Origin of the sequence: Alcaligenes sp. YSL9, assembly GCF_030515105.1 — a bacterium.
Lineage (GTDB): Bacteria > Pseudomonadota > Gammaproteobacteria > Burkholderiales > Burkholderiaceae_B > Alcaligenes > Alcaligenes phenolicus.
This window is the reverse complement of the sequence record NZ_JALXJU010000002.1, coordinates 565,989-592,473: the sequence shown is the minus strand read 5'-3', so window position 1 is coordinate 592,473 and position 26,485 is coordinate 565,989. Positions and strand designations below refer to the sequence as shown.

28 protein-coding genes are annotated in these 26,485 nt (G+C 57.3%); 15 read left to right on the top strand and 13 right to left on the bottom strand.

The genetic code is table 11. The features are described from left to right. Positions 1–157: 157 nt before the first annotated feature. The 7 genes from M2Q46_RS10840 (at position 158) to serA (ending at position 7,454) form a co-directional block, all read left to right on the top strand. Complete coding sequence (locus tag M2Q46_RS10840; protein ID WP_009462245.1) at positions 158–1,327, top strand: ABC transporter substrate-binding protein; 1,170 nt, start codon at positions 158–160, stop codon at positions 1,325–1,327. 20 nt (positions 1,328–1,347) lie between these two features. Then, the gene (locus tag M2Q46_RS10835; RefSeq protein ID WP_022983237.1) at positions 1,348–2,268 is read left to right on the top strand and encodes a branched-chain amino acid ABC transporter permease; all 921 of its coding nucleotides are present in this window, start codon (positions 1,348–1,350) and stop codon (positions 2,266–2,268) included. Positions 2,269–2,271: 3 nt separating this feature from the next. Next, positions 2,272–3,234, top strand: coding sequence for a branched-chain amino acid ABC transporter permease (locus M2Q46_RS10830; RefSeq protein WP_250756716.1), 963 nt, complete (start codon positions 2,272–2,274; stop codon positions 3,232–3,234). Then, positions 3,231–4,052 carry an ABC transporter ATP-binding protein gene (locus M2Q46_RS10825; protein WP_302357222.1) on the top strand — a complete coding sequence of 274 codons (822 nt, stop codon included), beginning with the start codon at positions 3,231–3,233 and terminating at the stop codon, positions 4,050–4,052. The genes M2Q46_RS10830 and M2Q46_RS10825 overlap by 4 nt, the downstream gene beginning before the upstream one ends. After that, entirely contained in the window at positions 4,045–4,749 is a 705-nt protein-coding gene (locus M2Q46_RS10820; RefSeq protein WP_009462239.1) for an ABC transporter ATP-binding protein, read from the top strand. The genes M2Q46_RS10825 and M2Q46_RS10820 overlap by 8 nt, the downstream gene beginning before the upstream one ends. A 275-nt stretch (positions 4,750–5,024) precedes the next feature. Then, entirely contained in the window at positions 5,025–6,026 is a 1,002-nt protein-coding gene (locus M2Q46_RS10815) for a cytochrome-c peroxidase (RefSeq protein ID WP_009462237.1), read from the top strand. 219 nt (positions 6,027–6,245) lie between these two features. Next, complete coding sequence (serA, locus tag M2Q46_RS10810; protein ID WP_035271218.1) at positions 6,246–7,454, top strand: phosphoglycerate dehydrogenase; 1,209 nt, start codon at positions 6,246–6,248, stop codon at positions 7,452–7,454. 76 nt (positions 7,455–7,530) lie between these two features. Here the strand turns inward: serA and M2Q46_RS10805 are convergent, their stop codons facing one another. Together M2Q46_RS10805 and M2Q46_RS10800 are read right to left on the bottom strand one after the other, a co-directional pair. After that, positions 7,531–7,983 (bottom strand): Rrf2 family transcriptional regulator, encoded by a 453-nt coding sequence (locus tag M2Q46_RS10805; protein WP_035271217.1) that lies wholly within the window; start codon positions 7,981–7,983, stop codon positions 7,531–7,533. A 2-nt stretch (positions 7,984–7,985) separates the two neighbouring features. Continuing rightward, positions 7,986–8,390, bottom strand: a complete 405-nt coding sequence (locus M2Q46_RS10800; protein ID WP_009463895.1) for a group III truncated hemoglobin — start codon at positions 8,388–8,390, stop codon at positions 7,986–7,988. Between the two features lie 343 nt (positions 8,391–8,733). On the opposite strand from M2Q46_RS10800, the gene M2Q46_RS10795 reads away from it, so the two are divergent. Together M2Q46_RS10795 and M2Q46_RS10790 are read left to right on the top strand one after the other, a co-directional pair. Beyond that, on the top strand, positions 8,734–9,753 hold the full coding sequence (locus tag M2Q46_RS10795) for a glycosyltransferase family 2 protein (RefSeq protein WP_060186300.1): 1,020 nt from the start codon (positions 8,734–8,736) through the stop codon (positions 9,751–9,753). Positions 9,754–9,895: 142 nt separating this feature from the next. Beyond that, the gene (locus M2Q46_RS10790) at positions 9,896–11,566 is read left to right on the top strand and encodes a glycosyltransferase family 39 protein (protein WP_302357220.1); all 1,671 of its coding nucleotides are present in this window, start codon (positions 9,896–9,898) and stop codon (positions 11,564–11,566) included. Here the strand turns inward: M2Q46_RS10790 and M2Q46_RS10785 are convergent. After that, positions 11,505–11,882, bottom strand: coding sequence for a GtrA family protein (locus tag M2Q46_RS10785; RefSeq protein ID WP_022983235.1), 378 nt, complete (start codon positions 11,880–11,882; stop codon positions 11,505–11,507). The genes M2Q46_RS10790 and M2Q46_RS10785 overlap by 62 nt on opposite strands. Before the next feature lie 60 nt (positions 11,883–11,942). Between M2Q46_RS10785 and M2Q46_RS10780 the strand changes: the two genes are divergently transcribed. Then, complete coding sequence (locus M2Q46_RS10780) at positions 11,943–12,701, top strand: ChbG/HpnK family deacetylase (protein WP_239055131.1); 759 nt, start codon at positions 11,943–11,945, stop codon at positions 12,699–12,701. Positions 12,702–12,710: 9 nt separating this feature from the next. Here the strand turns inward: M2Q46_RS10780 and M2Q46_RS10775 are convergent, their stop codons facing one another. Then, positions 12,711–13,307 (bottom strand): GNAT family N-acetyltransferase, encoded by a 597-nt coding sequence (locus tag M2Q46_RS10775; protein WP_239055132.1) that lies wholly within the window; start codon positions 13,305–13,307, stop codon positions 12,711–12,713. A 50-nt stretch (positions 13,308–13,357) separates the two neighbouring features. On the opposite strand from M2Q46_RS10775, the gene M2Q46_RS10770 reads away from it, so the two are divergent. Then, a complete protein-coding gene (locus M2Q46_RS10770) occupies positions 13,358–13,699 on the top strand; it encodes a TIGR01244 family sulfur transferase (RefSeq protein WP_009463890.1) in 342 nt (113 codons plus the stop codon). Positions 13,700–13,786: 87 nt separating this feature from the next. Further along, positions 13,787–14,248, top strand: a complete 462-nt coding sequence (locus M2Q46_RS10765) for a universal stress protein (RefSeq protein WP_009463889.1) — start codon at positions 13,787–13,789, stop codon at positions 14,246–14,248. Between the two features lie 60 nt (positions 14,249–14,308). On the opposite strand, the gene M2Q46_RS10760 is transcribed toward M2Q46_RS10765, so the two are convergent. Genes M2Q46_RS10760 through M2Q46_RS10740 form a run of 5 tightly spaced genes read right to left on the bottom strand, consistent with a single transcriptional unit; the run spans position 14,309 to position 20,462 of the window. Next, positions 14,309–14,560 carry a formate dehydrogenase subunit delta gene (locus M2Q46_RS10760; protein WP_009463888.1) on the bottom strand — a complete coding sequence of 84 codons (252 nt, stop codon included), beginning with the start codon at positions 14,558–14,560 and terminating at the stop codon, positions 14,309–14,311. Further along, positions 14,557–15,423: a formate dehydrogenase accessory sulfurtransferase FdhD gene (gene fdhD, locus M2Q46_RS10755; RefSeq protein ID WP_302357217.1), complete on the bottom strand. Its 867-nt coding sequence runs from the start codon at positions 15,421–15,423 to the stop codon at positions 14,557–14,559. The genes M2Q46_RS10760 and fdhD overlap by 4 nt, the downstream gene beginning before the upstream one ends. Before the next feature lie 32 nt (positions 15,424–15,455). Continuing rightward, complete coding sequence (gene fdhF / locus M2Q46_RS10750) at positions 15,456–18,377, bottom strand: formate dehydrogenase subunit alpha (protein ID WP_060186304.1); 2,922 nt, start codon at positions 18,375–18,377, stop codon at positions 15,456–15,458. 13 nt (positions 18,378–18,390) lie between these two features. Then, a complete protein-coding gene (locus M2Q46_RS10745) occupies positions 18,391–19,959 on the bottom strand; it encodes an NADH-quinone oxidoreductase subunit NuoF (RefSeq protein ID WP_302357215.1) in 1,569 nt (522 codons plus the stop codon). Continuing rightward, a complete protein-coding gene (locus M2Q46_RS10740; protein ID WP_042483136.1) occupies positions 19,956–20,462 on the bottom strand; it encodes a formate dehydrogenase subunit gamma in 507 nt (168 codons plus the stop codon). Before M2Q46_RS10740 ends, M2Q46_RS10745 begins: the two co-directional genes overlap by 4 nt. A gap of 201 nt (positions 20,463–20,663) precedes the next feature. Here M2Q46_RS10740 and M2Q46_RS10735 point away from each other — a divergent pair, with 201 nt between their 5' ends. The 3 genes from M2Q46_RS10735 (at position 20,664) to mobA (ending at position 23,680) form a co-directional block, all read left to right on the top strand. Continuing rightward, positions 20,664–21,770, top strand: a complete 1,107-nt coding sequence (locus M2Q46_RS10735) for a substrate-binding domain-containing protein (protein WP_026485086.1) — start codon at positions 20,664–20,666, stop codon at positions 21,768–21,770. Between the two features lie 69 nt (positions 21,771–21,839). Continuing rightward, on the top strand, positions 21,840–23,084 hold the full coding sequence (gene moaA, locus M2Q46_RS10730; RefSeq protein ID WP_035271206.1) for a GTP 3',8-cyclase MoaA: 1,245 nt from the start codon (positions 21,840–21,842) through the stop codon (positions 23,082–23,084). Further along, positions 23,081–23,680, top strand: a complete 600-nt coding sequence (gene mobA / locus M2Q46_RS10725; RefSeq protein ID WP_302357214.1) for a molybdenum cofactor guanylyltransferase MobA — start codon at positions 23,081–23,083, stop codon at positions 23,678–23,680. The genes moaA and mobA overlap by 4 nt, the downstream gene beginning before the upstream one ends. Before the next feature lie 229 nt (positions 23,681–23,909). On the opposite strand, the gene glp is transcribed toward mobA, so the two are convergent. The 4 genes from glp to moaD form a co-directional block, all read right to left on the bottom strand. Further along, positions 23,910–25,115, bottom strand: a complete 1,206-nt coding sequence (glp, locus tag M2Q46_RS10720; protein WP_083054421.1) for a gephyrin-like molybdotransferase Glp — start codon at positions 25,113–25,115, stop codon at positions 23,910–23,912. Between the two features lie 100 nt (positions 25,116–25,215). Beyond that, entirely contained in the window at positions 25,216–25,746 is a 531-nt protein-coding gene (locus M2Q46_RS10715) for a molybdenum cofactor synthesis domain-containing protein (RefSeq protein ID WP_060186308.1), read from the bottom strand. Further along, on the bottom strand, positions 25,739–26,218 hold the full coding sequence (locus M2Q46_RS10710) for a molybdenum cofactor biosynthesis protein MoaE (RefSeq protein ID WP_302357213.1): 480 nt from the start codon (positions 26,216–26,218) through the stop codon (positions 25,739–25,741). Before M2Q46_RS10710 ends, M2Q46_RS10715 begins: the two co-directional genes overlap by 8 nt. Before the next feature lies 1 nt (position 26,219). Next, entirely contained in the window at positions 26,220–26,477 is a 258-nt protein-coding gene (gene moaD, locus M2Q46_RS10705; protein ID WP_009463873.1) for a molybdopterin converting factor subunit 1, read from the bottom strand. Between the last annotated feature and the right edge of the window lie 8 nt (positions 26,478–26,485).

Sequence of the window (26,485 nt, the reverse complement as noted above, 5' to 3'; positions counted from 1 at the left end):
TTTGAGGGGTGTAGGTAAAAACCACAGCTTGCCAGCAAAATTGTTTCATAACTAAACTATTTATAAATGAATGGTTGGCATAGTTGAATTTGTAGTTCGATCTGCTGTGCATCTTATTTAAAGACAGCCTATAAGCGCGGTGGCGCAAGGAGATAACATGAAACGTATTGCATTGACCGTAGCTCTGGCGGCGGCTTTTGGCGGTTCTTTGGCTCATGCCGATACCATCAAAGTGGGGATGGCAATGGACACATCCGGTCCGTTCGCTGCCGTTGGTGGTGAAGTTCGTGATGGCTTTAATCTGGCCATCAAACAACTGGACGGCAAGCTGGGCGGTTTCCCGGCCGAGTTCATTCAACAAGATATGGCCGGTAATCCCGACCAGGCCCGCCAATTGGTCAATCGCTTCGTGCAGCGCGACAAGATCGACTTCTTTACCGGCCCCGTGGGTTCCAACGTAGCCCTGGCAGTGGCTCCCGCTCTGTTCTCGGCCAAAGTGCCCTACCTGACCAGCAATCCGGGTCCTAGCCAATTGGCCGGTGCCGGTTGTAATCCGTACTTCTTTGGCGTGTCCTACCAGAACGATGCCTTTGACGAGGCCGCCGGTAAAGTGGCTGCGGATCGCAACTACGAAAAAATGTTCATCATTGCCCCTGATTATCCAGCCGGCAAGGATCACCTGAACGGCTTCAAGCGTGGTTACGGCAAACCCGTCAACGACGAGCTCTACACCAAGCTGGGCCAGATTGACTACTCGGCTGAACTGGCACAGATCCGTGCGGCCAAGCCCCAGGCCGTGTTCTTCTTCCTGCCCGGCGCCATGGGCATCAACTTCATCAAACAGTTCGTGGCCGCTGGCCTGAATAAAGATGTGGTGTTGCTGGGCCCAGCCTTCTCGGGTGACGAGGACATCATCCCCGCCGTGGGCGAGCCTATCCTGGGCATGTTGAACACGGCTCAGTGGTCGCCTGACCTGGATGTTCCTGCCAACAAGACCTTTGTGGAAGAGTTCCGCAAAGCCTACGACGGCCGCTATCCATCGGTTTACGCTGCTCAGGCCTATGACGTGATTCTGGCTATCGACGCCGCCGTCAAACAGGTTGATGGCAAGGTGTCCGACCGCGAAGCGGTGCTCAAGGCACTGAAAGCCGCCGACTACAACTCGGTTCGCGGCCCATTTACCTACGGCAACAACAACTTCCCCGTGCAGGCTTATTACTTGCGTGAAGTGGTCAAGGATCAGGACGGACGTCTTGTGAACCGTATGGTCAGCAAGGTGTTTGACTCCTACCAGGACGTCTACGCCAAAGAATGCAAACTTAATTAAGATTCACAGGTGGTAAAAGCATGTCGCTTATTCTGATTAGCGAGCAATTGCTGAATGGTTTGCAGTTTGGTTTGATGTTGTTTCTGATTGCCGCGGGCCTGACTTTGGTCTTCGGCATTATGGATATCATGAACCTGGCCCACGGCTCCCTCTATATGGCGGGAGCCTATGTGGCCGCGGAAACCATGCAGCGTACAGGGTCTTTTACCGCCGCCATTGTGGTGGCGGTGGCGGTGACAGCCCTGGTCGGTATTGCCTTGGAAATTCTCATTCTGCGCAAGCTGGTCACTCGTGATCACCTGGCTCAGGTACTGGGAACCTACGCCGTTATTTTGATCGCCAATGATGTGGTCAAAATGATTTGGGGCCCAACCCCCGTTATGTTGAATATGCCTGCCTTGTTGTCCGGGCCGGTAGAACTCTTGCCTGACTTTCTCTATCCCGCCTTCCGTCTGATGATTATTGCGGTCGGTCTGGTGATGGCGCTGGCCCTGTATGCCTTCGTGACCAAAACACGAGCTGGGGTGCTGGTGCGAGCAGGTGCCTCCAACCGACAAATGGCCACCCTGATGGGGGTACGCGTTCCCATCCTGTTCCTGGGTGTGTTCACTCTGGGAGCCGCTCTGGCTGCGCTGGCTGGTGCCTTGTTGGGTCCGATTACCGCGGTTCAGATCGGTATGGGCGAGGACATTCTGATCCTGGTTCTGGTCTGCATCGTGATTGGCGGGATTGGTTCGATTCGTGGCGCGTTTGTAGGTGCCTTGCTGGTGGGTATGGTTGATACCGCTGGCCGTGCATTCCTGCCCATGTTGCTGCGTAACGTTTTCCCGGCAGATGTGGCTTCCAGCGTCGGTCCTACGATTGCCGCCATTTCGATCTATGTCCTGATGGCGGTTGTTCTTGTTTTCCGTCCTTCGGGCCTGTTCCCGGCGCGAGGTTAATGTATGTCTACTTCGCGTATTTTTTCCGCCCTGGTGCTGGTGGCCTTATTGGCTTTCCCCTTGATTGCACCGATGTACGGACTTGAGTTCTACATTTCGTTTGTACGCCGTATCTTCATCTATGCCCTGGCTGCTAGCGCCTTGAATCTGGTGCTGGGTTATGGCGGGATGGTGGCCCTGGGCCATGCCGCGTTTTTCGGGGCAGGGGCCTACACCGTGGGTATCCTGGCTACCGAAGGCGTGCAAAGCGGCCTGATTGCCTGGCCTGCCGCCATGGTGATCTCCGGCTTGCTGGCTTTCCTGACCGGTGCCGTGTCGCTGCGTACTCGTGGTGTGTACTTCATCATGATCACGCTGGCGTTTGCCCAGATGATCTTTTATCTGTTTATTTCCTTGCGCCAGTACGGTGGCGAGGACGGCCTGAACATGTACAGCCATTCATCCTTGCCCGGGATTGATCTGAGCAATGAGCTGAGCTTTTACTACCTGGTTCTGGCTATTCTGGTGGCGGTGCTGTTCCTGTTCAATCGTCTGGTTAAAGCCCGTTTCGGGCAGGCCTTGATGGGCACGCGTGAAAACGAAAGCCGCATGACAACCTTGGGTTACCCCGTCTACCGCATTCGCCTGACGGCTTACACCTTGAGCGGAGCCATCATGGGTCTGGCTGGTGCCTTGCTGGCCAACCACAACCTGTTTGTCTCGCCCAGCCTGATGAACTGGACCCAGTCGGCTGACCTGATCATCATGGTGCTGGTGGGGGGGATTGGCTTGCTGTATGGCGGTGCTCTGGGCGCGTTCGTGATGTTGGTGCTGGAAGAGTTGCTGCGCAACTGGACCGAGTACTGGCACATGCCTTTGGGTATCTTGTTGCTGCTGGTGGTGTTTTTTGCACCCAAGGGGCTGGCCGGACTGGTGCGTATCCGCTCGGCCGCTGATCCCGCTACTACCGCCAAGGAGCAAGCATGACGAACACGATAGCAACCGCCTCCAAGGCGGGCAGCGGCTCGGCCGCTTTGCAAGCGCGTAGTCTGATGAAGCGCTTTGGTGCTTTGCAGGCTACCAATGATGTGTCCCTGGACCTGGTGCCCGGTGAAATTCATGGTTTGATCGGCCCGAACGGCGCAGGTAAATCGACCCTGATTCACTTGCTGTCGGGCACCTTGACCCCGGATTCGGGCCAGCTCTTGCTGGGTGGCCGGGATGTGACTTCCTTGTCGGGTCACCAGCGTGTGGCTGCCGGTCTGGCACGTTCGTTCCAGATCACCAACATCTTCAAGAACTACACGGTGCTGGATAACCTGGTGCTGGCTTTGCAGGCATGCAGTGGCAGCAGCTTCCGCTTCTGGCGTGCTCGTCAGGCGGAAACCGAGCTGTACGAGCAAGCCCGTGCTTTGGCCGCCGAATGTGCCATTGATGCGTCCTTGCTGCATACCCAGGCCGGTGTGTTGCCGCATGGCGAGCAGCGCAAGGTGGAGTTCGCCCTGGCTTTGGCCAGCCGTCCGCAAGTTCTGTTGCTGGACGAGCCTATGGCCGGGATGGGGCCGGACGAAACGCTGCGCCTGACTGAATTGATCGAAACCATGCGTGGCAAAGCCACCATGTTGCTGGTCGAGCATGATATGGAAGCCGTTTTCCGTCTGGCTGACCGGATTTCTGTGCTGGTGGCGGGGCACATCATTGCTACCGGCACGGCTGCCGAAATCCGCGATAACGAGGCTGTGCGTCAAGCTTATCTGGGCGACGACGACACGCCAGTTCCAACCAAGGTGGAAAGCCATGCTTGAAACGACTCAATTACAAAGCGGCTATGGCGCCAGCCAGGTGCTGTTCGGGGTAGATCTGTCCATTCGTAGCGGGCAGGTTGTGACTGTGCTGGGCCGTAATGGCATGGGCAAGACCACCTTGCTGAAAACCATTCTGGGCCAGTTGCCGGTGCGCGGCGGCGATGTGAAGTTCGACGGCCAGTCCATTGCGGGCTGGAATCCGGACCGTATTGCCCGTGCCGGGATTGCCATTGTGCCCGAAGGGCGTCAGTGCTTTCCCAACCTGACCGTGGCCGAGCACTTGACGGCCTTTGCTTGCAACCGCAACCCCAAAGCCAACAAGACCTGGACGCCCGAGCGTGTCTATGACTTTTTCCCGCGCTTGCGTGAGCGTGCGTCCAATATGGGCAACCAGCTCTCGGGCGGTGAACAGCAAATGCTGGCCATTGGCCGTGCGCTGGTCACCAACCCCAAGCTGCTGATTCTGGATGAAGCCTCCGAGGGACTGGCGCCCAAGGTGCGTGAAGAAATCTGGAACTGTCTGGCCGTCTTGCGTGAAGAAGGGCAAACCATCTTGCTGATTGACAAATATGTCGAGCGGCTGATGGCCTTGTCGGATCACCACATTATTCTGGAACGTGGCAAATTGGTCTGGCAGGGGAACTCCGAAGCATTGGGGGCTGATCGCACCTTGTGGACGCGCTATTTGGGCGTGTAAAAAAACACAAACTGCAACAATCCCAAGATGCCGCCTGCTTGATTGCAGGCGGCATTTTTTATGCGTTTCGTCAAGGCGCTATAGGGGATTGTGGCGGAGTAGTTGCACTTTCTTCTGAAAGTTCCCTAAGCATCTCTGGAAAGATTATTTCCTTGCGATGTATCAATGTGTAATGAAATGGCATTCCTTACGATGTCCATAAGGCCAGCAGGGTTATGGGTCCTAACCGGACCACTCACTGGCAGGAAGCTCTGTCATCCCATAAGGAAGTTGTTATGAAATTACGCCTGTTCACTCTCTCTGCTCTGGCCGCCGGTCTACTGCTCGGCAGTGCCGCGCAAGCTCAGGAAAATGAGCCTGTACAGCCGATTCCCGCCGCAGTTGTCACTGATCCGGCACGCGTTGAACTGGGCAAGAAGCTGTGGTTTGAACCTCGCCTGTCCCGTTCTGGTTTCATCTCCTGTAACTCCTGTCATAACCTGAGCATGGGTGGCACGGACAATATCCGTACCTCCATCGGGGATCGCTGGCAGGAAGGCCCCATCAACTCGCCTACCGTCCTGAACTCCAGCCTGAACGTGGCCCAGTTCTGGGACGGCCGTGCCAGCGACCTGAAAGAGCAGGCCGGTGGCCCGATTGCCAACCCCAAGGAAATGGCGTTCACACACGAGCTGGCCATGGAGTTCCTGAGCTCCATCCCCGAGTACAAGGCCGAGTTCAAGCAAGTCTTTGGCAAGGCCGACTTCGGTATTGATGAAGTCACCTCCGCAATTGCTGCCTTTGAAGAAACCTTGGTGACGCCCGATTCCCGCTTTGACCTGTGGTTGAAGGGTGACAAGAAAGCCATTACCGATCAGGAGCTGGCTGGCTATCAACTGTTCAAGAATAGTGGTTGCGTGGCCTGCCACAACGGTCCTAATCTGGGCGGTACCTCCTTCCAGAAAATGGGTCTGATCGAGCCGTACCAAACCACCAACCCGGCTGAAGGCCGTGCGGCTGTGACGGGTAAGGATGCTGACCGTTTCAACTTCAAGGTTCCTACCTTGCGTAACGTCGAGCTGACCTACCCTTACTTCCACGATGGTGCCGTCAATACCTTGACTGAAGCAGTGGATACAATGGGTCGTCTGCAGTTGGGTCGCAGTTTCTCTGCAGAGGAAAATGCCCAGATCGTCGCGTTCCTGAAAACGCTGACGGGCAAACAGCCTGAAATCGTGCTGCCAATTCTGCCACCTTCGCGTGACAACACACCACGTCCGGTGCCATTTGGTTCTTGATAGCAGGCTATTCAGGCGGCTTTTCATGAGCTAGGCCGCCTTGAAGTGACCCAGGTCCTGGATTTTTTATTTTCCTGGCCTGGGTTTTTGTATTTGGCTGTGGATTCATGGCCTTGCTTGGTTTCAAGACAAGAATCCCCTGCTGTTATTGTTGATGCTCGATCAGGCGGGCTAAAAAAATAGTACCATTTAGATACTATTTCAATGACTGGAACCATCATGAGTCGCATTGTCCTGTTTGAGAACATTCATCCTAGCGCCCGTGAAGTTTTTGAGGCTGCGGGTTTGACCGATATTCAGACCTACAAGGGAGCCTTGTCGGGTCAGGAGCTGCTGGACGCTGTCAAAGGCGCCGAAGTTGTCGGAATTCGTTCCCGTACCCAGTTTGACAGCCGGGTGCTGGAGCACGCAGACCAGCTCAAAGTGCTGGGATGCTTTTGTATTGGTACCAACCAGGTGGATCTGGATCAAGCCCAGAACCATGGTGTACCGGTCTTTAATGCGCCGTTCTCCAATACCCGCTCCGTTGCCGAGCTGGTGCTGGGTGAGGCCATCTTGTTGCTACGTCGTATCCCCGAGAAGAACCTGCGCGTACACCAGGGTTTCTGGGACAAAAGTGCCGATGGCGCTTTCGAGATCCGTGGCAAGACTTTGGGCGTGATTGGTTACGGCAATATTGGTTCCCAAGTCGGTACTCTGGCCGAAGCGCTGGGTATGCGCGTGCTCTACCACGATGTGGAATCCAAACTGCCGCTGAGCAATGCCCGTGTCTATGGCAGCTTGAAGCAGATGCTGGCCGAGTCCGATGTGGTCACCTTGCACGTACCAGGCGGGCAGGGCACGCACAACATCATGAATGCCGAGACGATTGCGGCCATGAAACCCGGTTCCATCCTGATCAACGCTTCTCGCGGCACGGTGGTGGATATTGATGCCTTGCACCAGGCTTTGCTTAGCGGTCATCTGGCGGGTGCTGCGCTGGACGTGTTCCCAACCGAACCGAAAAGCGTGGACGAACCTTTGAAGAGCCCCTTGATCGGTATGCCTAATGTGATCCTGACGCCGCATATTGGCGGTAGTACTCAGGAATCCCAGGAAAACATTGGCCGTGAAGTGGCCGAGAAACTGGTTAGCTATTTGCGTAGCGGCGCTACCAAGGGCGCGGTGAACTTCCCCGAAGTGTCTTACTACGACATCCAGGGTGCTGTGCGCCTGCTGCATGTTCATCGCAACGTTCCCGGCGCGATGGGTGGCTTGAACAATATTCTGGCCCAGCACGGTATCAACATCACCCGCCAGCAGCTGCAAACGCAAGGCGAGTTGGGTTATGCCATGACGGACCTGGATCGTGTTCCCGAGCAGGGTTTGCTGGAAGCTGTGCGTGCCCATCCTGGTACTGTACGGAGCGATCTGATTTTCCCGGCTTGAAGCGGTAGTCGGACCCTAAACAAACGGCCCCGGATTCTTTTGAATCCGGGGCCGTCTGCTATCCGTCCGTCTGCGATCAGGCCGAGTGCATGGACTTGGTGGGCCAGGCAATTGTCTGTTCCGGGCTGCTGCCAGGAACAATAATGTCGCGCAAGGTGTAGTTATCCAGATAACTCAGGAACTGGGCCAGCGCCTGTTTAAGGATATTGCTCAGGTTGCAGCGACCGCTCAGGATGCAGTGGGTGCCGCTGCCCAGGCACTCCACCACCGCCAGATCGGTTTCGGTATAGCGCACCAGCTCGCCCAGATTGATGTCTTCCGGCGCACGGGCCAGCCGCATTCCGCCGTTTTTCCCGCGCTGTGTCTGAATCCACCCGCCCTTGGCGAGCAGGTGGGTGACTTTCATCAGATGGGCTTGGGAAATCTGGTGGTACTGGGCAATTTCCGCGATGGTACAGAGCCTGTCTTCGTTCTGACCCAGATACATCAATTGACGCAGGGCGTAGTCGGTAAGGTTGGTCAGACGCATGATCAGGGCAGTTGCAGCTCGCTGGCCACTTGAGTGGGGTTGTGCTGGAATTGGTAGCCAAACCAGAAGCTGCGGGCGATGCGCTGGGCATATTCCAATGCCAGCGCGGCCATGGCCTGGTTTTCACGCTCCTGGCAGGTTTCCTTGAACAGGCGTAGCCATTGTTCAAAGTGGCTGGCCTGAATATGCTTGAGCGACAAATGCTTGGCCATGGGATTGCCATTGAAGCCATCGGTCTTGAGCAATAGAGATGACCAGAACTCTTCCATTACGCCCAGATGCGTATCCCAATCCTTGATGCGCTCGGAGAAAATGGGGCCAAGGACGTCGTCCATGCGGATGCGATCGTAAAAGTCCCAGACCAGGTCATGAATTTCCTGGCGGGTACACAAAGGGTTTAGAGCCATAATATTTTGAATTTAAAGATATATATTTTATCTATCTTATTGGTAGGACTCATCGGGGTCAAGCCGGAAAGAAAACGCTTGGGAACGGGACATTTTCACGCCGGATTTCACGCTGATTCAACGCTTGCTTTCCTACACTGCTTGCACGTTTCAGCGTATGGATGTTGCGTTTGCGGTGTTTGGCCAGTCTGGCCGGCTCGCAAGGGCTGTACAAGTCTTGAACGGTGCTCTTTAAGAAAGACAAGTATCACCGAAGGTAAATTGCACTAGGCGGTCTGGCGGGCTACGATTACTTTTTGTTGGCTAGACCTTGGTTTTGTTACAGCACGGTGCTCAAGGAATAATGATTACAAAACGACAGGCCCAAACGCTTTCTTGCGTTATCCCTGGTTTGAATGAAGCAGAAAACCTGCCCGCATTGCTGCCGGTTTTGGTGGCGAAGTTGCGCGAACTGGTTCCGGACTTTGAAATCATTTTCGTTGACGATGGCAGTACCGACGCAACGCCTTTGGTTATTGAGCAATTGCGTCAAACCTACCCTCAATTGGTTTATTTGCAGTTATCGCGCAACTTTGGCAAAGAGGCGGCGTTGACGGCAGGGCTGGAGGCCAGCCGCGGGCAGGTAGTCGTGTGCATGGATGCGGATTTGCAGCATCCCCCTGCCTTGATCGAAGCCATGCTGGAGCGCTGGTCTACAGGCCTGGAAATGGTCTATGCCGTGCGGGAAACCCGTGACGACGAGACCTGGATGAAGCGGGCGGGCACCAGTTTGTTTTACAAGCTGATGCGCACGTCTAACGGTTTGCGTGTGCCGCGTGATGCAGGCGATTTTCGCCTGATGGATCGCTGTGTCGTTGATGCCTTGATGGCCTTGCCCGAGCGCAGCCGCTTCATGAAAGGCTTGTTTGCCTGGGTGGGTTTTCCGTCCGAGCCCATTTACTACTCGCCTGCCGAACGCTTGCATGGTGTCAGCCGATTCCGCCCCACTAAACTATTGCGCTTTGCGGTGGATGGTTTGACGGCATTCACCACCTGGCCACTGCGGTTGTTGAGCCTGTTAGGGGCAGTGTTGGCCATGCTGTCTTTCAGCTACGGCTTGTTCATTATCTTCAAGCACTTGTTGTATGGGGATGCCGTTCGGGGCTGGGCAACCTTGATTACGGTGGTACTGTTTTTCGCGGGGGTGAATATGCTCTCGCTGGGTGTGGTGGGCGAGTATGTCGCCAGCATCTTTGCCGAGGTCAAGCATCGGCCCTTGTATCTGGTGCATCGTCGCCGGGGGCAGGGACTGGCTCAGGCCTCTGAACCGGCACCTGACCAGAAGCAGTTAGCGACCCCCGATCAGGACCCGCAGCAAGGCTGAAGGCAAGCCTGGTTTTGAAGGCAGGCCGGATCGTTTAATTGGCGAACTGCTCTCATTTGTAATTGAACGCTACATCGATATTCTGAATCGCTTCGACAGCTACACAAGTAGCTGCCTACCCCTATTGGTTTGGCTTTGAGCGATGAGTATCGATAATTCCTTTTCCTCTTCCGGTGCAACGCTACCGCTTGGACAAGCGCGTGGACCGGCCTATTGGTTACGTTGCGGCGTCCAGCGCCTGGGTACGCTCTCTAGTGTGTCCGTGGGGCTGCTGGCACTGCTGTGGTTTGCGCTGACCCTGGGGGCGTACCCCTTGTTGATTCCGGATGAGGGGCGCTATGTCGGCGTGGCCCTGTCCATGCTGGAATCCGGTGATTATCTGGTGCCGCGTCTGGACGGCCTGCCGTTTTTCCATAAACCTCCCTTGCATTATTGGCTGACTGCCCTGAGCCTGAAAGTGTTGGGTGTGAATTTTGTGGCTGCTCGTCTGGTACCTGCCTTGATGGCGGCCTTGTTGATTGCCGGTATGCACGCGTTCTTGAAGCGTCATGCCAGCCAGCAACATGCGGGCTGGACGGCTTTGATTCTGGTCAGCAGCCCCTTGCTTTTCGGTGCTTCCCATTACGCCAATCTGGACATGACGGTTGCTGCCTTGATCAGTAGCTGTGTGCTCTTGGGTGGTCATGCTGCCTTGCAGATGGAGCAGGGGCGCTCCTATCGTTGGGCCTTGATGGGGCTGTATGCCACCGCAGGCCTGGCTTTTCTGGCAAAAGGCTTGATCGGGATTTTGATCCCCGGCGGTATCTTGGTGTTCTGGCTGCTGGGTCGAGGCCAGTGGCGTACGTTGTTGCGTCTGTTTTCTGTGACAGGCCTGGGAGTCTTGCTGCTGGTTGCCACGCCCTGGATGTGGGCCATGCAGGCGCGCTACCCCGGATTTTTTGACTATTACATCGTCTATCAGCACTTCCAGCGCTTTCTGGAAACCGGCTTTAACAACCCTCAGCCTTTCTGGTTCTACTTTGCCCTGATGCCTGTTGCCACCTTGGGTTGGACGCCATTCTTGTTCAAGCGCTTTCGTGGTTCTGCTAATGCTTCCGACGGTTTGGGAGCAGTACGAGGCTTGATGCTGTCGGCATTGCTGACTGTGCTGGTTTTCTTTTCCATTCCTACGTCCAAGCTGGTGGGCTATGTCCTGCCTGCGATTGGCCCTTGGGCTTTTTTTCTGGCGGATGTGGTGATTCGCCGTAGTCAGCGGGATGGGGAAGCAAAGGTAGAGCGCTTTGCGGTCTGGAGCATGGGTGTTTGTGTTGCGATTTGTGCGTTTGCCGTGGTGACGATGATGTTGCGCCCACAGGTTAACAGTCAGGCCTTGGGCCGTGTACTGGCCAGTGAATACCAAAAGGGTGACCGTGTCGTCTTTCTGAATAATTACCGTTATGACCTGGGTTTCTATGTTCCGGGCCTGCAGAACATCAGCGTGATGGGACGCTGGGATGATCCGGAAATCATGCGCACCGATAGTTGGCGCAAGGAGCTGCTGGAGGCAGCTCGCTTTGAGCCGCAACGTGGGGCGCTGACCTTGATAGATCGGGCAACCCTTCGTCAGCAGTTATGTCGGGACAGCAAGGCGGTAGTCTGGTTGATCGGCTCGCCAGATGCCGTGCGCCAAAGCCAGGTGCTTAACCATGCTCAGCGCCTGTATGAAGATCAGCGTATTGCTCTGTGGCGCTTTGATCACGACGAGTACGAGCTTATGTGCGGCGAAACGCCCAAAGCCGCCCAGCCAGAAACGTCAGCACAGCCAAACCGATAAGAATCAGGCCCAGCAGCAAGTCGTAACGCAGACCGGAATGATTCAGTAAAAACGCATAGCTGGCTTCGTTGACGGCGAAGCCAGCGGCAGACACCAGAAAAAAACGTGTCAGAGCCGGCAGAAAGCGGGCATTCTGGGAGCGGAATGTCAGCCAGTAGTGGCCACCAAAGGACACCAGGAACGCAATCAGCCAGCCAAAAAGATTGGCCAGCAGCGGAGACAGGCTCAGCGTTTGCACCAGGGCGATTACAATGCCCCAGTGTGTGAAGGCGGCCAAAGTGCCGACCAGTATGAACAGAATGATTTGACGAGACATAAAGCGGAGCGAGCAGTGGCCAAGGACAGGCAGATCAGTATATGCGCGGATGATTTTGGCATGGCCCCCGCCGTGGACGAGGCCATACTGAAATTGGCCCAGGCCCGACGCCTGACAGGAACATCCTGCCTGGTCGATGGGGACAGCTTTGTGCAAAATGCACCAGCACTGCGCCAGAGCACGCTGCAAAAAGGTTTGCACCTGAATTTTACCGAGTTTGCTTCCCAAGCGGGCGTGTATGCCATGCCGCTCAAGCAGGTGATTATCCGCAGCCTGCTGCATCGTCTGGATGATCAGAAGGTCAAGGATAGCGTGGCTCGCCAGCTGGATCGTTTTGAAGAGTTGATGGGGCAGGGCCCGGACTATATCGACGGGCATCAGCACGTGCATCAGCTACCCATGATTCGCGAGGCCTTGCTGGCAGAAATGGAGCGTCGTTACGCGGCTTCCATGCCTTGGCTGCGTTATACCGGTGCCCAGCGTCTGGCTACGGGTTTTGCGTTTAAGGACCGATTCAAGGCGCAGATTATTGCCGGGCTGGGTTCCAGAGATTTGTTGCGTCTGGCCAGAGCCAAAGGTGCCACCTTGAATAGCAGCTTTACCGGTGTATACGACTTTCAGGGTGGCAAGGAGCGCTACAGTGCCCTGGTCAAAGCCTGGCTGGCGGTGATGCAGCACGGGGACAGCATGATGTGCCATCCCTCCTTGAGCAGCGTGCAGGACGATCCTGTAGGCTTGCAACGTCAGGCAGAGTACGAGGTGCTGGCTGGCGATGAGATGCAGCAATGGCTGGATCAATACAGCCTGCGCATTGCCTGAGAAGGAAGATCAGGGCGTCTGGGCTGGCTGGCTTTGGCTGCCGTCACCCAGACTGCGCTGCATGATGACCACGTCAATCCACTGCTGGAATTTATAGCCTACCGCTGGCTGAGTACCTACATGGGCAAAGCCCAGCGAACGGTGCAGAGCAATCGAGCCCCGGCTGTCATGGCCGGAGATGATGGCCACCATTTGCCGCCACGGGCCTTTCTCGCATTCCAGCAGCAATTGTTCCAGCAAGGCTTTGCCCAGACCTTTGCCAATCTGACCTTGAGCCAGATAGATGGAGTCTTCTATCGTGAATCGATAGGCCGGGCGGGAGCGATACGTGCCTGCATAGGCATAGCCCACGATCTGCCCGTCCAGTTCCGCGACCAGCCAGGGCAAGTTTTGCTCGCGCACTTGTATATAGCGGGCACCCATTTCCTGTTCGTCGGGCGGGCTTTGTTCAAAGGTCGCCGTGCTGTGCAGCACGTGATAGGCATAGATGTTTTGCACTGCTGCCATATCGTCCAAGGTCGCGTGACGTATCAGCAAGGCGCTGGCGTGATTGCCTTGTGGCAGGGACGCAGAGAAAGGGGCTTGCGTACTCTCAGGGGGGAACATACTATTTTTCCTTTGAACTGATTTAGTTTATCCCGATTTCAGGAGTTTCTATGTCCTTCCCGCACCAGTTTTTGACCGAGCAATTGGCCGTCGCCCCTCAATTATCGGGAGAGGACATGCAAGCCGTGGCCGATGCCGGTTTTAAAAGTGTCATCATCAATCGTCCCGATATGGAAGGCGGTCCCGACCAGCCCTTGTCGGCAGACGTGATGAAGGCCGCCCAGGCGGCAGGCTTGCAGGTGGAGTATCAGCCAGTAGTGGGTAGCGCTATTACTTCTGCTGATGTTGCCCGTTTTGGTCAATTGCTTGAAGCCTTGCCAGGCCCGACTTTGGCCTACTGCCGCACGGGTACTCGCTGTGCCGTATTGTTCCGCGCATTGAACGAATCCTGACCTGGCTCAAGGTTCAGGTCTGTACTAGCTTGTCCTGTGTCGGTATGCAGCGGTAAGCTATCTGTCTCCATTCAAAGGGGTTATGCCATGTTCAAGAAAATTCTGATTCCAACTGACGGTTCCGAGCTCTCCTCCCAAGCAGCCAACAAAGGCGTGACCTTTGCCCGCCAAATTGGTGCCGAGGTTCTGGCTTTGCACGTGACGCAGCCATTTGCTGCCACCGTTGGTTTTGATGGTATGGCTGCTGCCTACGCCATCACCGACGAGGACTACGACAAGACTGCCAAGGAACAGTCGCAGAAGTACTTGCAGCAGATTCTGGACCGTGCCGAGACCGCTGGCGTCAAGGCCACTGGTAGATCCGTATCGAATTTCAATGTGGCCGATGGGATTGTGCAGGTCGCTGAGCAGGAAGGCTGCGACCTGATCTTTATCGGTAGCCACGGCCGCAGTGGTCTTTCCCGCCTGTTGCTGGGTAGCGTGACCATCAAGGTGCTGAATATGGCCAAGAATACCGTGCTGGTGTACCGCGTCAAAGAAAGCGATTAATCGTTTTCAGCCCAAAGAAAAAGCCCGCCTAGGCGGGCTTTTCTGTGTCTGCGGCACGTCTTATTGGCTGCGTGGCTCCAGCTGCTGTTTATGGGTCACGACTGCCTGCAAAACAATAGGCAGCAGCTCGCCATCTTCGCTTTTACCGCTGGGATTTTGTTCCACAAAATCCAGCAGGGAGCGGCGCATCCGCGGGTCCCAGAATTTCTGGATATGTTCCGCAATCTCGCGCAGTCCTTGCTCCCGATTGCTCAGGATTTCAAAGAACTGACCGATCTGGTTGGCCATGGGAATCAAAGGAACAATGTTCATGGTGATGTGGCCGAGCGTGACTCGGCAGAATTCAGATAGTGGGGATGGCTGTACAGCGTGAAGCTGCGGTCACGGGCGAAGGCGGCCAGCATGACACCCAGTTCATCGGCAATCTGCACGGCATAGGCGGTGGGGGCGGAGACGGCCACCACAAAGTTGATGCCCATGGCAGCGGCCTTCTGGACCATCTCGAAGCTGGCACGGCTGGAGATCAGCACCATGCCAGAGCGGGGATCAATATCGTTGCGCAGCATGTGGCCCAGCAGCTTGTCCAGCGCGTTGTGGCGACCTACATCCTCACGCACGGCCAGGATATCGCCTTGCAGATTGCACCAGGCAGCCGCATGGGTAGCGCCCGTCAGACGATGCAAGGGCTGGCTGGAGCGCAAGGCATCCAGGGCCTGGAAGATGGCGGCAGCTTCGGGGCGGTGCTCGGGAGCGTCCAGACGGGGTAGCTGTCGGCGTACCTCGTCCAGACTTTCCAGTCCACACAGGCCACAGCCTGTACGGCCAGCCAGCTGACGGCGACGCGCCTTGAGCTGATGCTGGCAAGCACTGGCAATCTCGATTTGCAGCAGGCTGCCGCGCTCGCCTTCCAGCACATCCACGCCGCGTATATCGTCAGCGGTACGGATGATGCCCTCGGTCATGGAAAATCCGTAAGCCAGATCCTCCAGATCGCTGGGGCTGCATAACAAGGCACTATGGCTGATGCCATTGAACTCCAGAGCCACGGCCTGTTCGCGCGCCAGCGCATCCTGATCCTCTTGGGGCAGGGTGTCAGCTTGTGCTTCTGCTGGGGTACGCGCCTGCCGCCATACGGTGGCAGGGGCGCTGGCATCACGAAAATCTGCCTGGCTCACGTGGGCAACTCCTTAGGGCCTGTTGGGACGCATCATACTTTCGCGACGGCCTCGGCATGCTCATGCGAATGGCTGTGATCCGCCTGGGCCAAATCCTCGGCCGGGACGGTCTCGCCTTGCAGGAGACGCTGCTGAATATCGTGGAAACGGTTCCAGCGATTTTGCCAGGCCGACTCGGAGGTCACGCGCTGAATCTGCACGGCCGTCACCTTGTACTCGGGGCAGTTGGTTGCCCAGTCCGAGTTGTTGGTGGTGACCACGTTGGCGCCCGACTCGGGAAAGTGGAAAGTAGTATAGACCACCCCTGGCTGCACTCGTTCGGTCACCGTCGCGCGCAGGGCGGTCTCGCCCGCACGGCTCTTGACCGAGACTTTGTCGCCACTGCGAATGCCGCGATCTTCGGCATCCACCGGGTGAATTTCCAGCAAGTCCTCTGCATGCCAGGCCACGTTGTCGGTACGGCGGGTTTGTGCGCCCACGTTGTATTGCGACAGGATACGGCCGGTGGTCAGTAGCAAGGGGAACTTGCGGCTGCTGCGCTCTTCGGTGGGCACGTACTGAGTCAGCATGAAGCGGCCCTTGCCGCGCACGAACTCGTCGATGTGCATGGTGGGGGTGCCTTCAGGCGCCTGTTCGTTGCAAGGCCATTGCACGCTGCCACCCAGCTCCTGGATACGATCGTAAGACACGCCGGCAAAGGTCGGGGTCAGACGGGCGATCTCGTCCATGATCTGGCCGGGATGCTCGTAATTCATGGGGTAGCCCAAAGCACGGGCCAGAGCGCAGGTGACTTCCCAGTCGGCCATGCCCGCCTTGGGCTCCATCACTTTGCGTACGCGCGAAATGCGGCGCTCGGCGTTGGTGAAGGTGCCGTCTTTTTCCAGGAAGGATGAACCGGGCAGGAACACGTGGGCGTACTTGGCGGTTTCGTTCAGGAACAGATCCTGTACCACCACACACTCCATGGCAGCCATGGCGGCGGCCACGTGCTGGGTGTTCGGGTCGGACTGAACAATGTCTTCGCCCTGGCAGTACAGTCCCTTGAAGCTGCCACTCAAGGCGGCGTCAAACATATTGGGAATGCGCAGACCGGGTTCAGATTGCAGAGATACGCCCCAGGCCTCTTCAAACTGCTGGCGTACGCTGGTGTCGGAGACGTGACGGTAGCCGGGGAACTCGTGCGGGAAGGAGCCCATATCGCAGGAGCCTTGCACGTTGTTCTGACCACGCAGCGGGTTCACACCCACGCCTTCGCGGCCTACGTTACCCGTAGCCATGGCCAGGTTAGCAATGGCCATCACGGTGGTGGAGCCTTGGCTGTGTTCTGTCACACCCAGGCCGTAGTAGATCGAACCGTTACCGCCGGTGGCATATAGACGGGCTGCGCCACGGATGTCGTCGGCGGACACACCGCAGATCTCGGCCATGGCTTCCGGCGAGTTCTGGGGCTGGCTGACAAAGCTGCGCCATTCATTGAAGGCCGCGGTATCGCAGCGTTCGGCCACATAGGCCTCGTTCACCAGATTTTCGGTGACGATCACGTGGGCCATGGCGGTCAGCATGGCGGTGTTGGTGCCTGGACGCAGGGGCAGGTGATAGTCGGCCTGGATGTGCGGCGAGCTGACCAGTTCAGTCTGACGCGGGTCGATCACGATCAGGCGGGCACCCTGGCGCAGGCGACGTTTCAGGCGCGACGCAAATACGGGGTGAGCGGCGCTGGGGTTGGCACCCATCACGATCACTACGTCGGTGTGCATCACCGAGTCAAAGGTTTGCGTACCGGCGGACTCACCCAGGGTCATCTTCAGGCCGTAGCCGGTCGGGGAGTGACACACGCGGGCGCAGGTGTCCACGTTATTGGTACCAAAGGCAGCGCGAACCAGCTTTTGCACCAGATAGGTTTCTTCGTTGGTGCAACGCGAGGAGGTGATACCGCCCACCGCGTCACGACCGTGCTGATCCTGAATGCGACGGAACTCGGAGGCGGCGTAATTGATGGCCTCGTCCCACGACACTTCCTGCCAGGGGTCCGTAATGCTCTTGCGTATCATGGGGCTCAGGATACGGTCCTGGTGCGTGGCGTAACCCCAGGCGAAACGACCTTTCACGCAGGCGTGGCCACGGTTGGCCTTGCCGTCTTTCCAGGGTGTCATGCGAATGACTTTGTCGCCCTTCATCTCGGCCTTGAAGCCGCAACCGACACCGCAATAGGCGCAGGTGGTGATGACGGCGTGCTCGGGCTGACCCAGGTCGATAACCGACTTTTCCATCAAGGAAGAAGTCGGGCAGGCCTGGACACAAGCACCGCAGGAGACGCAATCGCTGCCCAGAAAACCATCGTTCTGGCCGGCGGTGACACGTGATTCAAAACCGCGTTTGTCGATAGTCAGCGCAAAGGTGCCCTGAACTTCCTCACAGGCACGTACGCAGCGATTGCAGACAATGCATTTGCTGGAGTCGTAGGCAAAGTAAGGGTTGGAATTGTCGGTAGTATCGTCCAGGTGGTTGGCACCATCAAAGCCATAGCGCACGCTGCGCAGGCCCACCACACCGGCCATGTCTTGCAGTTCGCAATTGCCGTTGGCAGGACAGGTCAGGCAGTCCAGCGGGTGATCGGAGATGTACAGCTCCATCACGTTGCGGCGCAGCTTGTGCAGGGTGTCGTTTTCGGTTTGGACGACCATGCCTTCTTCCACCAGGGTGGTGCAGGAAGCAGGGTGGCCGCGACGGCCTTCAATGTCCACCAGGCACAGACGGCAGGAGCCAAAGGCCTCCAGCGAATCGGTGGCGCACAGCTTGGGAATATTGATGCCGGCCAAGGCGGCTGCGTGCATCACGGAAGTGCCGACGGGCACTTCAATCAATTTGCCATCGATGGTCAGGTTGACCATCTCGGTCTGGGTCGAGGCTGGGGTGCCCAGGTCACGTTCGCGTACGGCGACTGTTTCTTTCATGGTGATCTCCGTCTTAGACCTTGGCCAGGTCCTGCTCGGTTTGCGGGGCCAGTCCAAAATCCTGGGGGAAGTGTTCCAGCGCGGACAGGACGGGATAAGGGGTCATGCCGCCCAAGGCGCACAAGGACCCGGAGAACATGGTGTCGCACAGGTCGCGCAGCAGCTCGACATGGTTATCCATGTCTTCGCGGCGACGGATCTTCTGGATGGTCTCCACACCACGCGTAGAGCCGATGCGACAGGGTGTGCATTTGCCACAGGATTCGATGGCACAGAATTCCATGGCGTACTGCGCCATGTGGGCCATGTCTACTGTGTCGTCAAAGGCCACCAGGCCACCGTGGCCGACCATGGCATTGATTTTCATGTAGGCTTCATAGTCCAGCGGGACATCCCACTGGTGTTCGGGCAGATAGGCTCCCAAGGGGCCACCGACTTGCACTGCACGCAAGGGACGACCGCTGGCGCTGCCGCCACCGTAGTCGTACAGCAATTCGCGCAGGGTGACGCCAAAGGCTTTTTCCACCAAGCCACCGTTTTGCAGATTGCCGGTCAATTGGAATGCCAGCGTGCCACGCGAGCGGCCCATGCCGTAGTTCTGGTAGTAAGCACCGCCCTTGGCCAGAATAACTGGCACGGAAGCCAGGGACACTACGTTATTGATGACCGTAGGCTGACCAAACAAACCTTTGATGGCGGGCAGAGGCGGTTTCACACGCACCACGCCGCGCTTGCCTTCCAGACTGTCGAGCAGGGCGGTTTCTTCACCACAGATGTAGGCGCCGGCTGCTTTGCGCACTTCCAGATCGAACTCGCAGCCGCTGCCTTGAATGTTCTTGCCCAGCCAGCCTGCTGCGCGCGCCGCCACGATGGCTTCGTTCAACGCTTGCACGGCCAGCGGGTATTCGGAACGCACGTAGATGTAGCCATAGTTCGCACCTACAGCCAGCCCGGCAATCGCCATGCCTTCAACCAGGCACAGCGGATCGCCTTCCATCAACATGCGATCAGAAAACGTGCCCGAGTCGCCTTCGTCGGCATTACAGACAATGTACTTCTGCTGTGCCGGGGTGTTCAGTACCGTGTTCCATTTGATGCCGGTCGGGAAAGCCGCACCGCCACGACCTCGCAGGCCGGAGTCGGTCACTTCTTTCACAATCGCGGCCGGTTCCATGCTCAGCGCCTTGCGCAAACCTTCGAAGCCACCACAGGATTGGTAATCGGCCACGCTGACCGGATCAATAATCCCCACACGGGCAAAAGTCAGGCGTTCCTGATTCTTCAGGTAAGGGATGGCGTCCGTCAGGCCGTGGCACAACTTATGTGCACCGCCTTGCAGAAAACCAGCGTCGAACAGACCGGGCAGATCTTCAGTCTGGACAGGGCCGTAAGCGACGCGGCCTTCAGCCGTTTGCACTTCCACCATGGGCTCCAGCCATAGCAAACCGCGCGAGCCATTGCGCACAATCTGCACATCCAGACCGCGCTCCTGAGCCTGGGCCGCCAGTTGCCGGGCAATCTCATGGGCGCCCATGGCGACCGCTGCGGTGTCGCGCGGAACGTAAACGGTAATGGTGCTCATGACTGGGCCTCCTGGCTGCTTAGCAGGGCGTCCAGTTTTTCGGGGGTGACGCGTGCATGGGGTACGCCGTCCAGCATGACAGCGGGGGATTGGGCGCACAGACCCAGACAGTAGACGGGCTCCAGTGTGTACTGGCCGTCGTCGCTGTTTTCATGGAAGTCGCAGTTCAGACGGCGACGGGCATGAGCCGTCAGCTCCAGTCCGCCCCGCGCCTGACAGGCTTCAGCCCGGCAGATTTCCAGGGTATGAGTCGCGTGGGGCTGGGTGCGGAAGTGGGCGTAAAAAGAGATAACGCCATGGATTTCCGCACGGGACAGCGCCAGCTGCTCGGCCAGCACCGGCACCACGGACTCGGGAATACAGGCAATCCGGTCCTGAATCGTGTGCAAAATAGGCAACAGGTTACCTTTCTGGCCGGCGTGCTCCTGCACGGCCTGCAAGGCGACCTCTTCAGGAGTCAGACCGGACAGGTCCTGCTCCTGGTGATGAGGGGTTGTTTGCATGTCCTGTGTGCGCGGTGCCCGGATAGGGAGCCTGCGCCTCCATGTTTTTTTATGCACAGCCGTGCATATTATTTGACAGTGTTTTCCCTTGTAATCTAACCACTTAAGTCCATAACTTCAATAAGCAATATTTCGCATATATAATGTTTGGTACATGCAGCACAAAACATAAATACGAAAACACACTGGTCTTAAAAACACATGACCAAACAGAAATTCAAAGCCCGGCTGCGCTCTGAATGGATTCTGGAAAATGCAGACGGCGTGGACCTTCCCATGGGGGATGTGTTGCGTTTGTTGGGTGCCATCGAGCGACTGGGGCACTTGGCGGGAGCCAGCAAGGAATGCCAGTTTTCCTACAGACATGCCTGGGGCTTGTTGCGTAATGCCGAAAAACAGTTTGATGCGGCCCTGCTGGAAACCTCCCGGCGCAAAGGCACCAAACTGACCGAGTTCGCCCAGCGTTTGCTGTGGGCGAATCGGCGACTGGATGCGCGTCTGACGCCAACCCTGGAGAGCATGGCTTCCGAGCTGGAAGAGGAGCTGGGCCGCTTGTATGCGCAGCCTCTGGACCGTTTGCGCTTTCAGGCCAGTCACGGATTTGCGATTGAAGGCCTGATGCGCTTTGCCAATGAGCACGATGGTCTGCCGCTGGAGCTGCGCTACCGCACAGCCATTGAAGCGCTGGCTTCGCTGGAGCGCGGGGATTGCGATCTGGCCGGTTTTCAGGTTCCGGTGGGTGAGTTCGAGGTGGCTGCCATGCGCCGTTATGGGCAGTGGCTGTCTCCAGCGCGTCACAGGCTGATTTTCCTTTCCACTCGCCGGACCGGCTTGTTTGTGGAGAAGGGCAATCCCAAGAACATCACCGGCATGGCGGACTTGTTGCGGCCCGATGTGCGCTTTGTGAACCGTCAGATGGGGTCCAGTACCCGCTTTCTGGCGACCTTGCTGCTGGGGCAGTTAGGGGTAAACACGAATGCGGTGCTGGGCTTTGAAACAACAGAATTGACGCATATGGCGGTGGCGGCTCACGTTGCCAGTGGCATGGCCGATACCGGCCTGGGTGTGGAAACAGCGGCCAGCCGATGCGGGCTGGAGTTCATTCCCCTGGCCCAGGAGCGTTATTTCATTGCGGTCGAGCAAGAAGCGCTGGATAAGGCTCCTATGCAGGAACTGATGAACGTGATTGGCGGTTCCGCGTATAGTCAATTCATGGAAGATCTGGTGGGTTACGACCCACGGGGTTTGGGACAGATCATGACGCTGGAACAGGCATTCGGGCAGGCTGCCGACATGCTCTGGCGTTAGACCCCATTGCATGACGAAAACACACACCATGAGACGGGGACGAACCCTGTCCTTGAAAAAGAGAACACCATGAGCGATGAGCATGGGCCAAAACGTGAACCGGTGTCCGTAGACCAGGTTCAGTACAGGCCATATCAAGAAGCAGCTCCCCCAGGTTCCGAGGCCCGGCCCTTGGAGCCGAGTGACCCGCAGCCTGCTGGAGCGGGGGTTATGCCGTCCGGCATCGAGCAGGGGGCGCAAGCGGGTGCTGCAGAGCCTGCACGCCGCCCGACCGTGCGGATTGCCGCTGTGTCAGGGCAACCTTTGGACAAGCGTCACCGCCCATTTCGTGACCTGCGCATTTCCCTGACTGACAAGTGCAATTTCCGCTGTACCTACTGTATGCCGCGGGAAGTCTTTGGCACGGACTACGAGTTCCTGCCTCATTCTTCCCTGCTCAGTTTTGAAGAGATTGAGCGCGTAGCACGGCAGGCCGTTGCTCTGGGCGTGCGCAAGCTGCGCCTGACGGGTGGCGAACCGCTATTGCGTCGAAATATTGAAGTGCTGATTGCCATGTTGGCCAAGCTGCGTACACCGGAAGGGGATGCGGTGGAGCTGACTTTGACCACCAATGGCACCTTGCTGGGTCGCAAGGCTCAGGCCTTGAAAGACGCGGGTCTGAATCGTGTCACCGTCAGCTTGGACGCCTTGGACGATGCCCGTTTTACTCAATTGAGTGATAGCGGCGTGTCGGTCTCCACCGTGCTGGATGGCATTGCCAAGGCACAGGCCGTGGGTTTGAGCCCGGTAAAGGTCAATATGGTGGTGCGCAAAGGGCTGAACGATGATCAGATCTTGCCCATGGTGGAGCACTTCAAAGGCTCGGGCCAGATTCTGCGTTTTATTGAATATATGGACGTGGGCACCAGCAATGGCTGGAATCTGCAAGAAGTGCTCAGCGGTGCGGAGATTGTGGAACGTATCCAGTCCCGTTTCGAGTTGGAGCCAGTGGCCGCCCAATACCGTGGCGAAGTCGCCAGCCGCTGGCGCTTCAAGGATGGGACGGGCGAAGTTGGCGTGATCACCAGCGTCACTCAACCCTTCTGTGGAGACTGTTCGCGCATGCGTCTTTCGCCCGAAGGACGCCTGTTTCTGTGCCTGTTTGCTTCCCAGGGTTATGATGTGCGGGCGCAATTGCGCTCGGGTGCGTCCGACGAACAGTTAGCCGCCTATATGCACGGCGTCTGGACGGGACGGCAGGACCGATATTCCGAGATTCGGGGTGAGCAAACCACGAGTCGTGACCGTATCGAAATGAGTTATATCGGCGGATGATAAGCACACAGGACATCAGCGGTATTGTGCTGGCGGGCGGACGAGCCCGCCGTTTTGATTTGTCGGGCCAGATCGATAAAGGCTTGCTGCTCTTGCAGGGCCAGCCTTTGGTGCAGCATCTGGTACGTCGCCTGCGTCCGCAGGTGGGGACTATCCTGATCAGTGCCAATCGCAATCCCGAGCAGTATGTCCATTGGGGGTGTGTGGTCCCTGATGCCTTGGAGCTGGAGGGCTATCTGGGTCCGCTGGCCGGTTTGGCCAGTGTGCTGGATCAGATCAGTACGCCGTGGGCCTTGTCCTGCCCGGTGGATTTGCCTTTTGTGCCAGTGGATCTGGGCAAGCGTTTGATCAAGGCCGTTGAGGAGCAGGGCGCTGTGGCTGCCTACGCGCAGGCAGAGCGTAGCCACCCTTTATGCCTGTTACTGCGCACCGATCAGGCTGCGGGCCTGAAAGACTATCTGCTTAGCGGCGAGCGCCGTGTCATGAGCTGGCTGGAGAGCATAGGTGCGGTGGAAGTGGATTTCCGCGATGCGCCTGAACATGCTTTTTTCAATATCAACACGCCGCAGGATCTGGATCAGGCGCAAAGCTGGTAAGCCTGTTGCAGTGGCTTTGCTGCGCAAGTATTGATGAGCAGAGGAAAGCAGAGGCGGGGCTGGCTGTTCGTGCATGAGTGTTCCGTTATGCGGGCCTCCTGAGCAGTAGGCTGGCTTTACGTGAAGTATCTTTAAATAGCTCCAGACCAAAACAAACAACACAAAAAAAACCGCCCTGATCAGGGCGGTTTTTGTATGGCAAGGCCAAAGCGTGAATAAGCGTCCGAGCTTATGCCTGCCACTGGCTGTATTCGTACAGACGCACCACATCTCCGGGGGCGATATGAGAGTCAGCAGGGATACGTGCCAGCGCTTGTGCCCAAGGCAAGGAGCTGATGACGCCCGAACCCTGATTGTCGAAGGGGCGCACCAACAGGCGGCCTTGCTCGTCGTTGTCTACTTGTACGCGGATGAATTCTTCGCGGTCACCTTCAAAGTGGCGTTCACCTTGCAGCACGCCGTAACGTGTGGTCGGCAGCACGTGTTGGCGGCCTTGCAGACGACGAATCAGCGGCGAAACCATCAAGGAAAACACGGCGTAAGAAGATACCGGATTGCCGGGCAGGCAGACCAGAGGCTTATCGGCAATGTAGGCCAGCGCCAGTGGTTTGCCCGGCTTCATGCGCACTTTCCACAGATCCAGCTGGCCGCCTATGCCTTCGATGGCAGGCTTCACAAAGTCTTTTTCCCCGACCGAGACACCGCCTACGGTCAGTACCAGGTCGCAGCGTTGCAGCAGCTCTTTCAGGGCGTCCTGAATGGCTTCCAGCGTGTCTTTGGCATGCACCGCATGCACAGTTTCAACACCCAGCGCCTGCAGCTGCGCACGCAGCATGGGGGCGTTGGAGTTGTAGATCTGGCCGGCTTTCAAAGGCTGGCCAGCAGGAGTCAGCTCGTCGCCTGTGGTCAGAATGCCGACGGTCAGCAGCGGGTACACCTGTAGCTGAGCATGGCCTTGCGCAGCCAGCTGAGCAATATGGGCTGCGGTCAGTTTGGTGCCTGTTGTGATCAGCACTTCACCAATGCGCATGTCCTCGCCCCGGCGGCGGATGTTCACGCCAGCCACGGGCATTTCCAGAATGCGCACACCTTGTTCGTCCTCCTGGCAGTTTTCCTGAATCACTACCGTGTCCGCACCGGGTGGCAGCATGCTGCCGGTAAAGATGCGAATCGCCATGTTCTCTTTCAGTGTTTCAGGAATATCGCCGGCATAGCAGCGCTGCTGAATGGGCAGGACCTTGCCGTCGGCAATATCCGCCAGGCGCAGGGCATAGCCATCCATGGCGCTATTGTCGGCGGGTGGCATGTCCAGCTGAGCTTGAATATCCTGGGCCAGAATGCGTCCCAAGGCTTGCGACAGATCGCAGGTTTCGGTTTGGGTGGGAACTTGCCCTGCCTGGGCCAGCCTTTGCTGTGCTACGTCAAATTCGATCATAGGATGGATAAATTCGATAAAACAATTCGTGGCTCGGTGCGTCAGAGCACGGTGGAAAGGAGGTCGTTCGGGAGCTGTCGCTGTCATACCGTTGCAGGTATCAGGGCTTGGCTGGCTCCAGATATTCAGAGGCAAAATTGCAAGGGCGATGGTGGCTGTCCAACTGCTCTTTCAAGATTTTTTCCCAAGCCAGCTTGCACGCACCGCCCGAGCCGGGAATGCAGAACAGCAAGGTTCGGTTGGCTGTTCCCGCCAGAGCATCGGATTGCAGGGCAGAGGAGCCAATATCCTGGTACGACAGGTAGCGGAACTGCTCGCCAAAGCCGGTAATGACCTGATCGAGCAAAGGCGTGACCGCTGCAATCGTGGATTTCTTATGACTGAAACCCGTACCGCCATTGCAAATAATGACATTGATTTCCGGGTCCAGAATCCATTGGCTGAGCAGGGCGCGGATGGCGTAGATATTGTCCCTGCTGATGGCGCGCTGCACGCAGTAATGGCCGCTGTCAGTCAGGCTGGCCGCCAGATAATCGCCGGAGGTGTCATCATCCGGGCCACGGCGGTCCGAAATGGTCAGCACAGCAGCGTTCAGGCGAACAGCGGGTAAATCGGTCTTGGCTTTAGACATACTTGTCGGTGTCCGCAGAGGTATTCCAGGAGTCCGTTTTCTGGGCGTCGCTGTCGCGCTGCTGTACCCAGAAACGCTTGCCGTCAGCCAGGGTTTCGCGCTTCCAGAAAGGGGCGCGGGTTTTCAGCACGTCCATGATGAATTCGCAGGCGCGAAAAGCGTCGCCACGGTGGGCGCTGGTGACGCCAACATAAACGATTTGTTCGGTCAGGTGCAGTTCGCCCACGCGGTGCACGACCAGCGTATCCAGTATGGGCCAGCGTTGACGGGCCTGATCGCAAACCGCTTCAATTTCGCGCTCGCACATGCCGGGGTAGTGTTCCAGGAACAGGGATTCGGTGGCGGTGCCATCGGCCTGATCGCGCACATAACCGGTAAATGTCACCATGGCACCGGCCTTGCCGCCAGCCGTGGCGCGCAGCTCGGCATTCAGGGCGGCAACATCAAAATCTTCAGTCTGGATACGAATCATCTCAACCTCCGGTGACGGGCTCGAACACGGCCACTTCATCGCCGGGGCGGACAGGGTCGGTAGGCTTGGCGTGAAACTGGTTGACGGCCACATGCAGGCGGCCGGCCATATCGCTTAAATTCGGGTGGCGTTGCAGCAGGGCCTCGGTCCATTGCTGGACGGTACCTTCCTGGGGCCATTCCCAGTTTTCCTGGCGCTGGCCTGTGCGTTCGGCCACTTGGGCGAAGTACAGGACGCGCAATGTCAAAGGGCTTGTCATGCTATCTC

What these genes read in the sequence shown, in the direction of transcription:
- fdhF (WP_060186304.1), bottom strand. Translation starts at nt 18,377, where the DNA reads ATGAAAGAAACAGTCGCCGTACGCGAACGTGACCTGGGCACCCCAGCC.
- mobA (WP_302357214.1), top strand. Translation starts at nt 23,081, where the DNA reads ATGATAAGCACACAGGACATCAGCGGTATTGTGCTGGCGGGCGGACGA.
- M2Q46_RS10715 (WP_060186308.1), bottom strand. Translation starts at nt 25,746, where the DNA reads ATGTCTAAAGCCAAGACCGATTTACCCGCTGTTCGCCTGAACGCTGCT.
- M2Q46_RS10765 (WP_009463889.1), top strand. Translation starts at nt 13,787, where the DNA reads ATGTTCAAGAAAATTCTGATTCCAACTGACGGTTCCGAGCTCTCCTCC.
- M2Q46_RS10805 (WP_035271217.1), bottom strand. Translation starts at nt 7,983, where the DNA reads ATGCGTCTGACCAACCTTACCGACTACGCCCTGCGTCAATTGATGTAT.
- M2Q46_RS10745 (WP_302357215.1), bottom strand. Translation starts at nt 19,959, where the DNA reads ATGAGCACCATTACCGTTTACGTTCCGCGCGACACCGCAGCGGTCGCC.
- M2Q46_RS10800 (WP_009463895.1), bottom strand. Translation starts at nt 8,390, where the DNA reads ATGGCTCTAAACCCTTTGTGTACCCGCCAGGAAATTCATGACCTGGTC.
- M2Q46_RS10830 (WP_250756716.1), top strand. Translation starts at nt 2,272, where the DNA reads ATGTCTACTTCGCGTATTTTTTCCGCCCTGGTGCTGGTGGCCTTATTG.
- M2Q46_RS10815 (WP_009462237.1), top strand. Translation starts at nt 5,025, where the DNA reads ATGAAATTACGCCTGTTCACTCTCTCTGCTCTGGCCGCCGGTCTACTG.
- moaA (WP_035271206.1), top strand. Translation starts at nt 21,840, where the DNA reads ATGAGCGATGAGCATGGGCCAAAACGTGAACCGGTGTCCGTAGACCAG.
- M2Q46_RS10760 (WP_009463888.1), bottom strand. Translation starts at nt 14,560, where the DNA reads ATGAACATTGTTCCTTTGATTCCCATGGCCAACCAGATCGGTCAGTTC.
- M2Q46_RS10795 (WP_060186300.1), top strand. Translation starts at nt 8,734, where the DNA reads ATGATTACAAAACGACAGGCCCAAACGCTTTCTTGCGTTATCCCTGGT.
- moaD (WP_009463873.1), bottom strand. Translation starts at nt 26,477, where the DNA reads ATGACAAGCCCTTTGACATTGCGCGTCCTGTACTTCGCCCAAGTGGCC.
- M2Q46_RS10775 (WP_239055132.1), bottom strand. Translation starts at nt 13,307, where the DNA reads ATGTTCCCCCCTGAGAGTACGCAAGCCCCTTTCTCTGCGTCCCTGCCA.
- M2Q46_RS10740 (WP_042483136.1), bottom strand. Translation starts at nt 20,462, where the DNA reads ATGCAAACAACCCCTCATCACCAGGAGCAGGACCTGTCCGGTCTGACT.
- serA (WP_035271218.1), top strand. Translation starts at nt 6,246, where the DNA reads ATGAGTCGCATTGTCCTGTTTGAGAACATTCATCCTAGCGCCCGTGAA.
- M2Q46_RS10735 (WP_026485086.1), top strand. Translation starts at nt 20,664, where the DNA reads ATGACCAAACAGAAATTCAAAGCCCGGCTGCGCTCTGAATGGATTCTG.
- M2Q46_RS10840 (WP_009462245.1), top strand. Translation starts at nt 158, where the DNA reads ATGAAACGTATTGCATTGACCGTAGCTCTGGCGGCGGCTTTTGGCGGT.
- glp (WP_083054421.1), bottom strand. Translation starts at nt 25,115, where the DNA reads ATGATCGAATTTGACGTAGCACAGCAAAGGCTGGCCCAGGCAGGGCAA.
- M2Q46_RS10785 (WP_022983235.1), bottom strand. Translation starts at nt 11,882, where the DNA reads ATGTCTCGTCAAATCATTCTGTTCATACTGGTCGGCACTTTGGCCGCC.
- M2Q46_RS10770 (WP_009463890.1), top strand. Translation starts at nt 13,358, where the DNA reads ATGTCCTTCCCGCACCAGTTTTTGACCGAGCAATTGGCCGTCGCCCCT.
- M2Q46_RS10835 (WP_022983237.1), top strand. Translation starts at nt 1,348, where the DNA reads ATGTCGCTTATTCTGATTAGCGAGCAATTGCTGAATGGTTTGCAGTTT.
- M2Q46_RS10710 (WP_302357213.1), bottom strand. Translation starts at nt 26,218, where the DNA reads ATGATTCGTATCCAGACTGAAGATTTTGATGTTGCCGCCCTGAATGCC.
- M2Q46_RS10820 (WP_009462239.1), top strand. Translation starts at nt 4,045, where the DNA reads ATGCTTGAAACGACTCAATTACAAAGCGGCTATGGCGCCAGCCAGGTG.
- M2Q46_RS10780 (WP_239055131.1), top strand. Translation starts at nt 11,943, where the DNA reads ATGGCCCCCGCCGTGGACGAGGCCATACTGAAATTGGCCCAGGCCCGA.
- M2Q46_RS10825 (WP_302357222.1), top strand. Translation starts at nt 3,231, where the DNA reads ATGACGAACACGATAGCAACCGCCTCCAAGGCGGGCAGCGGCTCGGCC.
- M2Q46_RS10790 (WP_302357220.1), top strand. Translation starts at nt 9,896, where the DNA reads ATGAGTATCGATAATTCCTTTTCCTCTTCCGGTGCAACGCTACCGCTT.